This is a genomic window from Mesorhizobium sp. P2_C5_2, assembly GCF_056404535.1.
The window spans coordinates 313,025-323,952 of record NZ_JBFUDV010000006.1 but is presented as its reverse complement, the minus strand read 5'-3'; the positions used below and the strand labels follow the sequence as shown (position 1 = coordinate 323,952).

General features: G+C 63.9%; 9 protein-coding genes. 3 read left to right on the top strand and 6 right to left on the bottom strand.

The annotated features are described in order from the left end of the window. On the bottom strand, positions 1-1,241 hold a 1,241-nt coding region (hemA, locus tag AC1D1B_RS25225; RefSeq protein ID WP_477335398.1), incomplete at its 3' end, for a 5-aminolevulinate synthase. A gap of 277 nt (positions 1,242-1,518) precedes the next feature. Here hemA and galE point away from each other — a divergent pair. The 3 genes from galE to AC1D1B_RS25210 all read left to right on the top strand — a co-directional run bounded on the left by galE (position 1,519) and on the right by AC1D1B_RS25210 (position 5,701). Next, a complete protein-coding gene (gene galE, locus AC1D1B_RS25220) occupies positions 1,519-2,514 on the top strand; it encodes a UDP-glucose 4-epimerase GalE (RefSeq protein ID WP_477335396.1) in 996 nt (331 codons plus the stop codon). A 107-nt stretch (positions 2,515-2,621) separates the two neighbouring features. After that, complete coding sequence (locus AC1D1B_RS25215; RefSeq protein ID WP_477335394.1) at positions 2,622-3,872, top strand: D-amino acid dehydrogenase; 1,251 nt, start codon at positions 2,622-2,624, stop codon at positions 3,870-3,872. A gap of 2 nt (positions 3,873-3,874) precedes the next feature. Continuing rightward, positions 3,875-5,701 carry an alanine racemase gene (locus AC1D1B_RS25210; protein WP_477335392.1) on the top strand — a complete coding sequence of 609 codons (1,827 nt, stop codon included), beginning with the start codon at positions 3,875-3,877 and terminating at the stop codon, positions 5,699-5,701. Here AC1D1B_RS25210 and AC1D1B_RS25205 read toward each other — a convergent pair whose 3' ends face one another. The 5 genes from AC1D1B_RS25205 to AC1D1B_RS25185 are packed head-to-tail and all read right to left on the bottom strand — an operon-like array spanning position 5,702 to position 10,899. Then, the gene (locus AC1D1B_RS25205; RefSeq protein WP_477335390.1) at positions 5,702-7,078 is read right to left on the bottom strand and encodes an FGGY-family carbohydrate kinase; all 1,377 of its coding nucleotides are present in this window, start codon (positions 7,076-7,078) and stop codon (positions 5,702-5,704) included. After that, positions 7,075-7,392 carry an L-rhamnose mutarotase gene (rhaM, locus tag AC1D1B_RS25200; RefSeq protein ID WP_477335388.1) on the bottom strand — a complete coding sequence of 106 codons (318 nt, stop codon included), beginning with the start codon at positions 7,390-7,392 and terminating at the stop codon, positions 7,075-7,077. Before rhaM ends, AC1D1B_RS25205 begins: the two co-directional genes overlap by 4 nt. Further along, positions 7,392-8,387 carry an ABC transporter permease gene (locus tag AC1D1B_RS25195; RefSeq protein ID WP_477335386.1) on the bottom strand — a complete coding sequence of 332 codons (996 nt, stop codon included), beginning with the start codon at positions 8,385-8,387 and terminating at the stop codon, positions 7,392-7,394. The genes rhaM and AC1D1B_RS25195 overlap by 1 nt, the downstream gene beginning before the upstream one ends. After that, positions 8,384-9,361: an ABC transporter permease gene (locus AC1D1B_RS25190; protein ID WP_477335384.1), complete on the bottom strand. Its 978-nt coding sequence runs from the start codon at positions 9,359-9,361 to the stop codon at positions 8,384-8,386. The genes AC1D1B_RS25195 and AC1D1B_RS25190 overlap by 4 nt, the downstream gene beginning before the upstream one ends. Next, entirely contained in the window at positions 9,358-10,899 is a 1,542-nt protein-coding gene (locus AC1D1B_RS25185; protein WP_477335382.1) for a sugar ABC transporter ATP-binding protein, read from the bottom strand. Before AC1D1B_RS25185 ends, AC1D1B_RS25190 begins: the two co-directional genes overlap by 4 nt. Positions 10,900-10,928 lie beyond the last annotated feature (29 nt).

Genomic DNA, 10,928 nt, shown 5'->3' with positions numbered 1-10,928 from the left:
CGGTCGCTCTTGGCCACGGAAGGCCGTCCGGCGGAGCCGTAGGGAATGCCGAGCGCATCCCAGGTCTCGACCAGCGCGTCCTGCAGTCCCGCAATCAACGCATCGGTATGGAACGGCGTCGGCGTGATGCGCAGCCGCTCGGTGCCGCGCGGCACGGTCGGGTAGTTGATCGGCTGGATGTAGATGCCGTGCACGCCTAGCAGGCGGTCGCTGGCCATCTTGCAAAGTTCGGGGTCACCGACCAGCACCGGCACGATATGCGTCGGCGACTCCATCACCGGCAGGCCGGCGGCGCTGAGAACCTCTTTGGTCCGCAACGCCTGGCGCTGCTGCGCATCGCGTTCGGCCTGCGAGCGCTTCAGGTGGCGGATAGAGGTGGTGGCGGCAGCGGCGATCGCCGGCGGCAGCGCCGTGGTGAAGATGAAGCCCGGCGCATAGGAGCGCACCGCGTCGATGACGGCGCTGTTGCCGGCGATATAGCCGCCCAGCGTCCCGAACGCCTTGGCGAGCGTGCCTTCGATGATGTCGATGCGGTCGGCCAGTCCCTCGCGCTCGGTGATGCCGCCGCCGCGCGGTCCGTACATGCCGACGGCATGGACCTCGTCGACATAGGTCATGGCATTGTAGCGTTCGGCCAGTTCGACGATCTGCTTGATCGGCGCAATGTCGCCATCCATCGAATAGACGCTCTCGAAGACGATAAGCTTGGCGCGTTCGCGGCCCGCCGCCTGCAGCAAGCTTTCCAGATGCGCGACGTCATTGTGGCGGAAAATCTTCTTTTCGGCGCCCGAGCGCCGCACGCCCTCGATCATCGAAGCGTGGTTCAGCTCGTCCGAGATGATCAGGCAGTTGGGCAACAGACGCGCAATGGTCGAGATCGAGGCTTCGTTGGAGACGAAGCCGGAGGTGAAGACCAGGGCCGCTTCCTTGTCGTGCAGGTCGGCCAGTTCCGCTTCGAGCTCGACCAGCGGGTTGCTGGTGCCGGAAATGTTGCGGGTGCCGCCGGCGCCCGAGCCCATCTTGCTGGCCGCATTCTGGAACGCGGCGATGACATCGGGGTTCTGGCCCATGCCGAGATAGTCGTTGGAGCACCAGACGGTGATTTCCTCGGCGCGACCATTGGAACGCCAGATGGCGCGCGGAAACCTGCCGACAATGCGCTCGAGATCGGCGAAGACGCGGTAGCGTCGCTCGGCATGGAGCTGGTCGATCGCTTCCTCGAAGAACCGCTGATAGTTCATGTCGCCTTCCCAGTTTTGCGCGGGATCATAATCATTGGCTCATTCGTCGTCCACCGGGCCTGTTTGGTCAAAATGCCACGCCCCGCCACTGTTCCTAACGATCCGGGATCGTGCCCTATTCCCTTGATGTGCATCAACTTTGTTTCACTACGATGCCTTGGGCCGCTGAGACTGTTACGGACTTAACATACCGGTCTTGTATAGCCCTGCGGCGGTCTTTCCAGTAAGGCGGCATTTGAGACAGTTTCCGATAAATCTTGAATAGCGAGGATACGGAATGACGGTTTTGGTGACAGGCGGCGCCGGCTATATCGGCAGCCACATGGTCTGGGAACTGCTGGATGCCGGTGAGAGCGTCGTCGTTCTCGACCGGCTCTCCACCGGCTTCGAATGGGCGGTGGCGCCGGAGGCCAAGCTGGTTGTCGGCGATGTCGCCGACAAGGAACTGGTCGGCTCGATCATCCGGGAGAACAAGGTCGACGCGATCATCCATTTCGCCGGCTCGATCGTGGTGCCGGAATCGGTTACCGATCCGCTCGCCTATTACGAGAACAACACCTCGAAGACCCGCACGCTGATCGAAACCGCGATAAGAGAGGGCGTGCCCAATTTCATCTTCTCCTCCACCGCCGCCGTCTATGGCGGCGCCGGCCTTGAGCCGGTGCGCGAGGATGCCCGCCTGGCCCCGGAATCGCCCTACGGCCTGTCCAAGCTGATGAGCGAATGGATGCTGCGCGATGCAGCACTTGCCCATCCGTTGCGCTACACGGCGTTGCGCTATTTCAACGTCGCCGGCGCCGATCCCAGGGGCCGCACAGGCCAGTCGACGCCTGGCGCCACCCATCTGATCAAGGTCGCCTGTGAGACCGCGCTCGGCAAGCGCCCGTTCATGCAGGTGTTCGGCACCGACTATCCGACGCCGGACGGCACCTGCATGCGCGACTATATCCATGTCAGCGACCTGGCCGCGGCGCATCGCCTGGCGCTGCAGCGCCTGCGCGCCGGCGGCAGCAGCCTCGTCGCCAATTGCGGCTACAGCCATGGCTATTCGGTGCTCGAGGTCATCGACAGTGTGCGACGCGCCTTCGGCCGCGATTTCGAGGTCAAGATGGGTGGCCGGCGCCCCGGCGACGCCGCCGCCATCGTCGCCAATTCTGACCTTGCGCGCGCCGAACTCGGCTGGACCCCGCAGCGCGACGATCTCGACCAGATCGTCGCCGACGCGCTCGCCTGGGAACGCATCCTGACCGGCAAGAACTCCGCGCGTGGCTGAGCCCAGACGCCCCCAAGGGCTCGCAAGGCGCGCGGCGAAGCGCTATTGAAGGCATTCGCTGATGCAGCGTGGAGGCGCTGCACCGCGAGGAGCTTTTGGGGGATGGCATGAAGATAACGGTGCTCGGAGCCGGCGTTGTCGGGACGGCGGCGGCCTATTATCTGGCGGCCGACGGCCACGAGGTCACCGTGGTCGAGCGCCATCCGGCGCCGGCACGCGGCACCAGCCAGTCCAATGCCGGCCTGGTATCGCCGGGCGATGCCACCGCCTGGGCCTCGCCGGCAGCGCTGAAGACTTTTCTGCGCGCGCTCTGGAATCATGATCTCGGCATCAAAGTCAGGCTGCGCTTCGATCCCTATTTCCTCGCCTGGAGCCTGCGTTTTCTGCGCCAATGCACGGTGGCGCGGCTACGCGCCAACAGCCAGGTCAAATTACGGCTGGCACTCTATTCGCGCGACTGCATCAATGCCATCTCCGCCGATACCGGCATCCACTACGACGAGCGCAAGAAGGGCATTCTCTATTTCTTCCGCTCGCAGCACAGTCTCGACACCGGCACGGACAATTACCGTTATCTCGCAGAGCATGGCCTGCCGATCGAGATCGTCGGCCGCGACCGGTTGATCGAGCTGGAACCCGGTTTGGCCGGGGTGAAGGAAAAGATCGCCGGCGGGGTCTATTCGCCGATCGATCAGACCGGCGATTCCCGGCAGTTCGTGGAAAAGCTCGCCGCCTATGCCGCCGAGAAGCTCGGCGTAAGATTTCTCTACGGCACGACAGTCGAGGGCCTCGATATCGAAGGCGACCGCGTGCGCGCGGTGATCACCTCTGCTGGCCCGGTCATTGGTGATGCGGTGGTGATCTCGATGGGGCCGGAAAGCGGCCTGCTTGGCCGCAGCTACGGCATCGACCTGCCGGTCTATCCGGTCAAGGGCTATACCGCGACCATACCGCTGGAGGACGAGGGCAAAGGCCCGACCATGGGTGGCGCCGACGAGGATCAATTGATGGCCTATTCCAGGCTAGGCAACCGCTTGCGGCTGGCCTCGACCGCCGAATTCACCGGCTTTGACCGCACCCACAAGCCAAGCGACTTTGCCACCATGTTCAGGACCGGCAAGGATCTCTTCCCCGGCGCTTTCGACGAGAGGAAGGCCGAACTCTGGGCGGGCCTCAGGCCGATGATGCCGAACTCGGTGCCAGTCATCGGCCAGGCGCGTTACAACAACCTCTATCTCGACACCGGCCACGGCCATGTCGGCTGGACCATGGCCTGCGGCTCCGGCAAATTCCTGGCCGACCTCGTCGCCGGCCGCAAGCCCGAGATCGACCCGCAAGGTCTGGTCTACGGAGGCTAGGTATGTCGGGACCGCAAGTCGCCATCGACCTTGGCCGCATCGAGCGCAACGCGCGCACCATCGTCGAGCGCTGCGCACTGTCGGGCATCAAGGTCTTCGGCGTCACCAAGGGCACCTGCGGCATGCCGCAAGTGGCGCGCGCCATGTTGCGCGGCGGCGTTGCTGGCATCGCCGAATCGCGTTTCGAAAACATCCGCCGGCTGCGCGACAGCGGCATCAATGCGCCTATCATGCTGTTGCGCAGCCCGCCCATGGCGCGCGTCGAGGAAGTGGTGCGCACCGTCGACATCAGCCTTCAGTCGGAGCTGACCACCATCCGAGAGATATCGCGCATCGCCGAGCGCATGGGCCGCGTCCACGACATCATGCTGATGATCGATCTCGGTGATCTCCGTGAGGGCATTTGGCCCAGCGACCTCATCCCCACCGTCGAACAGATCCTGGCGTTCAAGGGCGTGCGCATCGCAGGCATCGGCACCAATCTCGGCTGTTTCGGCGCCATCATGCCGACGCCGGAGAATCTCGGGCAACTCGTCGCCCATGCCTACAAGACTGAGCGCCTCTCCGGCAGAAGCCTCGACTTCATTTCCGGCGGCGCCTCGTCGTCGCTGACGCTGCTGCTCGAAGGCAAGCTGCCCGCCGGCATCAACAATCTGAGAGTCGGCGAAGCGATCCTGCAAGGCGGTATCGAGACGTTCCGCGACGTGCCGTGGCCGGAACTCGAACCCGATGCCTGCCGGCTGACCAGCGATATTATCGAGGTCAAGCTCAAGCCATCGAGGCCGATCGGCGAATCCGGCTACGACGCCTTCGGCAACCAGCCCGTCTTTCCTGACGAGGGTGACCGGCTGCGCGCCATCGCCAACATCGGCCGCGAGGATGTGCTGGTCGAAGGGCTGACGCCGATCGCCAAGGGGGTGAGGGTGCTCGGCGCTTCCAGCGACCACCTGCTGCTCGACGTGCAGGACGCCGATCCGCGGCCAGCCGTTGGCGACCGCGTCGCCTTCCGCATGAATTATGGCGCCATGCTTTTGGCGATGACCTCCGAATATGTCGAAAAAGCCCCGATGCACGACGTCGCGGATTTCTCCGGCCGCAAGATGGTGTCGATCTCGGCCGAACAGGAAGCCGCTGGCATCCTCGCGCGAGAGGGAACCGGCGCGCGGCTGGAGGCGATGAATCTCGACGTCGTCGAGCTGGCCGATATCGAACGGCCACCATCAGGTTTGATCCGTCTCGCTGCCGGCGCCGACCGCCGTATCGCCCACAAAGCACTGACCGCAACGGCGCGCGCGACGCATTCCTTCGGCCTGATCTGGATCGATTCCATCGCCGCCCTGATGCCTGAGGACGAAGAGGGCAGCGAGCTGCCGGAGGTCTCGGTGCTGGCGCGCACACTTGGTCTCGATCACAAGGCCGGCGCGCTGCAGCCGCAGCTGTCGCCGGAAAATGTCGTCATCATCGGCCTGCGCCACGCCGATCCGGCCGAAGCGAGGGTGCTGAAAGATTCGCGCGTTTCCGCCTTCACCATGACCGACATCGACGCCATGGGTATGCGCGACCTGATGCATGAGGCGATCCGCATCGCGACGTCGGGCACGCAAGGCTTTCACGTCAGCTATTCGCCAACGGCCACCGAATTCGCTGGCTGGGCGGCAGGCTCCGGTGGACTGACGGTGCGCGAAACGCATCAGGCGATGGAAGCGATCGCGCTGTCGGGTGGGCTGCTATCGATGGATGTTTCGGGCCTTGCGGCCGACCTCGAACCCAGAATCGCCACCGACGCCGTCAGCTTCGTCATGTCGGCCTTCGGCAAGCGGATCCTCTGATCAGCCCTGCGCTTCGACCGCCTTGCGCCACGCGCTGACATAGCCGGCCCAGACCGGGTCGGTCTGCGGCTCTATTCTCTCGCCTTTGTCATGCGCTGTTACTTGATCCGTTGCCAGCAGCGCGGCGCCGATGCTGGTGCCGGTGGCCGCCTCGGAGGCGATGACGGTGCGCCCGGTCGCTGCGGCCAGCATGCCGACAAAGAGGCGGTTGCGGGCAAAGGGTCCTTCCACCGTGGTCGGGCCGTCGGCGCCGATCAGGTCGAGGCAGGTCGCCGTCATCAGCGCCAGATAGAACGAGATGGCGGCGAAGCGCTCGCTTTTGCTGATGCCGTCGGTATTGAGCCACGCCGCGGCATGGTGCGGGAAGGGTCCCGATCCCTGCTGCGTTGACGGCAGAAGCTGCATCTTTTTTGTCAGAACGGCTAGCACGTCGCTGCCGCTGCAATCCTGCGGCTCGTCCTTGGTCAGCACGGAAAACTCACGACCACCCATGAAGCGAGCGGAGGGTACGGGAGCACCGAGCGCATTGACATTGACCAGCGTGTCGCGCGCGGCATCGAGCGCAATCTCTCTGCCCCTGACCGCCATCGACACCACCCAGGTGCCGGTCGAAACTACCGAGAAGGGCGGTGCATCGGACAGGAGATGCGGCAGCAGCGAGGCGTTGGAATCGTGCAGGCCACAGAACACCGGCGTCTGCGGATCAAGCCCCGTTCGTGCGGCAAGCGCCGGCAGGATAGGTCCCAGCCGGTCCCTGGCCGGCCGCACCGGCGCCATCAGACTGCGCCAACCCAGGCTGTCGACCATCGAGGAAAAATCCGCCGTCCACGGGTTCCATAGATCGGTATGGCAGCCGAGCGATGTCACTTCGTTGGCGGCGATGCCGGTCAGGCGCAAAGCCCAGTATTGCGGATACATCAGCATCGCCGTCGCCTTGGCGAATTCGGCGGGAAAACGCTTCTGCTGCCAGAAGAACTGCGCACCGAGATTGAGGCCAAGCGGCAGGCGCGGCGTACCGGTCTCGGCGAAGGGCGGACGGATCGCATCATACTCCGTCGCCAGCCTGTCGGGTCCGTCGAACTCGTAGTCTAGGACCGGCAGCACCAACTCGCCGGCGGCATCGACCAGCGCGCCGGTCGCACCATGGGTGGTGATAGAAATCGCGTCGATGCGCTGCTCGCGGTTGAGGCTGGTCAGGCTGTTGAGGATGAACGTCCACAGCGCCTCGACATCGTGATGCGGGTAGGGCGCTTGCCGCACCGGCGCATTGGCCATGCGGCGCAGCGCCATCTCGCTCAGCGTGACGAGATCGACCAGCGCCACCTTGGCGTTGGTCTTGCCGATGTCGATGACGGCGATATGGCGCAGCCCACTCATGCCATATGGAACACTGTTTCCAGCTGCACGGCCACAGGCTCGTTGTCGGACGTCGTTTCCATGATGTCGGCCATGTGGGCCCACCAGCGCTGCATCACCGGATGTTTCGGCAGGTCGGCCATGCCATGATCGTCGCGCCGCCACAGCACTCCGAACAGGATGTTGGTCTCTTCATCGAGATGGATCGAATAATCCGAGACGCCGGCTTCTTTCAGCAGCGCCACCAGTGCCGGCCAGATCTCGTCGTGGCGCTGCTTGTACTCGGCTTTCATGCCGGGTTTGAGCTTCATCTTGAACGCGTATTTCTCGGCCATCAGCTGTTACCGCGCAGCCGCCGCCAGATGATCGGCAGCGCGATGACGATGATCAGCAACAGGCCGATGAAGATCGACATGACGATGCCAGGCACGTTGAGCAGGCCGAGCCCAAAGGTCACCAGCCCCATGATGAAGGCGGCGAGCACGACGCCCAAAATGCTGCCGGAGCCGCCCAAGATGCTGACGCCGCCGAGCACCACCATGGTGATGACTTCGAGCTCATAGCCCTGCGCAATCGACGGCCGCGTCGAGCCGAGACGCGAGGTGATCAGCACCGAGGCGATGCCGGCCATCAGCCCGGTCAGGCAAAACAGGATGAATTTGATACGGCCGACACGCACGCCGGAAAACTGTGCCGCGACCGGATTGTTGCCGATGGCAAAGACACGGCGGCCGAAGCTCGTGCAATGCAGCAGGAACCAGTAGACGACCGCTGCGATGAGGAAGAGCACCAGTTCGAACGACACCACCCACCAGACATAGCCCTGGCCGAAGAAGGCGAAGCTCTCGGGATAGCCCTTGTAGGCCTGGTCGCCGAGGATGATGAAGGCGATGCCGCGAAACAGGCTCATCGTGCCGATGGTGACGACGATGGAGGGTAGGCCGAGCCTTGTCACCAAGAGCCCGTTGAAGGCGCCGCAGCCGAGCCCGACGACGATGCCGATCAGCACCAGCACAGGTGTATCCGCGCCGGCCTGCACCGCCATGCCCATCATGGTCGAGGCGAGTGCAATGATTGCGGCGACCGACAGGTCGATCTCGCCCGAAATGATCAGCAGCGCCATGGCAAAGGCGATCAGGCCTTTCTCGGTGAAGTTGAAGGTCAGGTCCGATAGCGAGTAGGCATCGAGGAAATAGGGCGAGGCGAAACTGTTGATGGCGAAGATGGCGACCGCCACCACGACCAGCAGCGCCTCCCAGGAAAAGATCGCCGAGCGGAGCGGCTTGTCGAGCCGGTCGGGAATGTGGCGTGGGGCGGGGACGTCGCTCATGCCGCCTCCGCTTTCCGCAGGATGATACGGCCCTGCTGGCGTTCGCCGCGCGCGTTGAGCACGACGGCCAGGATGATGGCGCTGCCCGAAATAGCCATCTGCCAGAAGGGCGAGATGTTGATCACCGGCAGCGCGTTGGAAATGATGCCGAGGAACAGCGCGCCCAACACCGCGCCGCCGACCGAGCCGATGCCGCCGGCAATCGAGATGCCGCCGATGACGCAGGCGGCGATGATGTTGAGCTCATAGCCATTGGCGACCTCGACCGAGGCGATGACATAGCGCGAGATCCAGAGGTAGCCTGAGAGACCGCCGATCATGCCGGAGATGCAGAAGACGATGAATTTGGTTCGGCCGACATCGATGCCGGCATAGACCGAGGCCGTCGGGTTGACGCCGATGGCGTAGATCGAGCGGCCGAGCGCGGTGCGGGTCATCACGACGAAGAACAGCGCGATGACCAGGATGGCGATCCAGGACAGAACCGGGATGCCAAGGAAGGCCGCGCGCTGGAAGCCGATGAACTCCGGGCTCATCTTGTCGGCATTGACCCAGGCGCCGCCGGACAGGACGAAAGTAGCGCCGCGATAGATGGTCAGCGTGCCCAATGTCACCACGATCGAGGGGATGTTGAGCCGCCATACCAGCAGACCGTTGATGGCGCCGAGCACCAGCCCGACGGCGAGCGCGATAACGATCAGCAGCGGGATCGGGATCGCCGGATGCGCGGCGTTCAGCATCGCCACCACCATGCCGGTGAAACAGAGGTTGGAGGCCATCGACAGGTCGATCGACCGGGTCAGGATGACAACCATCTGTCCCAGCGCCAGGATCATCAGGATCGACGTGTCGTTGAACACCTGAGCGAGATTGCCAGGGTCGGCGAAGGCCGGGAAGCGCGTCGAGATAAGCCCGATCAGCACGATGATCGCCGCGGCCAGCCAGATCTCGCGGTATTTGAGAAACGCCTTCATGCCGCGATCCCCGCGGCCGTGCGGACCAGCGTCTCGGCATCGAGGCCCTCATTGTCGTAGACCGCCGCGACGAGGCCTTCACGCATGACGACGACACGGTCCGACATGCCGAGAATCTCGGGCAGTTCCGACGACACCATGATCACCGACAGGCCCTGCGCCACCAGCTCAGCCATGAAGCCGTGCACGGCGGCCTTGGAGCCGATGTCGATGCCCTTGGTCGGCTCGTCCAGGATGATCACCTTGGGCGCGGTCGCCAGCCATTTGGCGATGACGATCTTCTGCTGGTTGCCGCCCGACAGCGTGCCGACATCCTGGCTGAGCGAGGAGGCCCTGAGGTCGAGCCGCTCGGTGTAGGAGCGGGCGAGCGAAAACTCCTCGGCCAGTCGCAGCAGGCCGGATTTGGAGGTGCGCTTGAGCGAAGGCAGCGAGACATTCTGGAAGATCGGCAGGCCGATCACCACGCCTTGCTTGCCGCGTTCTTCCGGCACATAGACGATGCCAGCTTCGATCGAATCTGCCGCCGATTTCGGCGCGATCACCTTGCCCTCCAGCGTGATCGTGCCGCCCGATGTGCGGGTGATGCCCGAGATCGCCTGCATCACCTCGCTGCGCCCGGCGCCGACCAGACCGTAGAAGCCGAGGATCTCGCCCTTGTGCAGCTCGAAGCCGATGTCGTTGAATTCGGTCGGGTGCGACAGGCCGGAGACCGACAGCACCGGCGCGCCGATCTCGGCCTTGCGCTGCGGAAAGATTTGGTCGACCGAGCGGCCGACCATCATGCGCACGATCTGGCTCTGGCCGGCGTCCTTGATCAGCCCTTCGCCAACCATCTCGCCATCGCGAAACACCGTATAGCGGTCGGCAATGCGGTAGATCTCGTCGAACTTGTGGCTGATGAACAGGATCGCCTTGCCCTCCTCCTTGAGGAATTCGATCAGCAGGAAAAGCTCCTCGATCTCCTTCATCGAAAGGGCAGCAGTCGGCTCATCCATGATGACGATCTGCGCATCGATCGACATGGCGCGCGCGACGGCCACGAGATGCTTGTTGGCGATGCCAAGATCCTTCAGCCGCGCATCGGCGTCGATATGCCCAGCATGCATGGTGTCGAGTACTTCGCGGGCGTTTTTGCGCATCATGCGCCAGTCGATGGTGCCGAAGCGTGTGCGCGGCGCATGGCCGAGAAAGATGTTTTCGGCGACGCTAAGATCGTCGAACAGCACGGTTTCCTGATGGATGGCGGTGACGCCGTGGCCAAAGGCGGCATGCGCGCTGGGTAGAGCGACGGCCTGGCCGTCAATGCTGATTGTGCCCGCATCCGGCTGGTAGATGCCGGTCATGATCTTGACCAGCGTCGACTTGCCGGCGCCGTTCTCGCCGATCAGCGCGGTCACCTGGCCGGGATAAAGCGACAGGCTGACATTGTGGAGTGCGCGCACGCCGGGAAAGCTCTTGGAGACGCCGGACAGCGTCAGGCGCGGGGCAGGAGCCGAGGGCTCCTCCTTCACCGTGCCGTGCTGGGCTGTCGTGTCCATTTCCGTATCAAGCCCTGAAACAAGGTCCG

Coding starts and splice junctions, on each gene's coding strand:
- galE (WP_477335396.1), top strand. CDS start 1,519: ATGACGGTTTTGGTGACAGGCGGCGCCGGCTATATCGGCAGCCACATG.
- AC1D1B_RS25215 (WP_477335394.1), top strand. CDS start 2,622: ATGAAGATAACGGTGCTCGGAGCCGGCGTTGTCGGGACGGCGGCGGCC.
- AC1D1B_RS25210 (WP_477335392.1), top strand. CDS start 3,875: ATGTCGGGACCGCAAGTCGCCATCGACCTTGGCCGCATCGAGCGCAAC.
- AC1D1B_RS25205 (WP_477335390.1), bottom strand. CDS start 7,078: ATGAGTGGGCTGCGCCATATCGCCGTCATCGACATCGGCAAGACCAAC.
- rhaM (WP_477335388.1), bottom strand. CDS start 7,392: ATGGCCGAGAAATACGCGTTCAAGATGAAGCTCAAACCCGGCATGAAA.
- AC1D1B_RS25195 (WP_477335386.1), bottom strand. CDS start 8,387: ATGAGCGACGTCCCCGCCCCACGCCACATTCCCGACCGGCTCGACAAG.
- AC1D1B_RS25190 (WP_477335384.1), bottom strand. CDS start 9,361: ATGAAGGCGTTTCTCAAATACCGCGAGATCTGGCTGGCCGCGGCGATC.
- AC1D1B_RS25185 (WP_477335382.1), bottom strand. CDS start 10,899: ATGGACACGACAGCCCAGCACGGCACGGTGAAGGAGGAGCCCTCGGCT.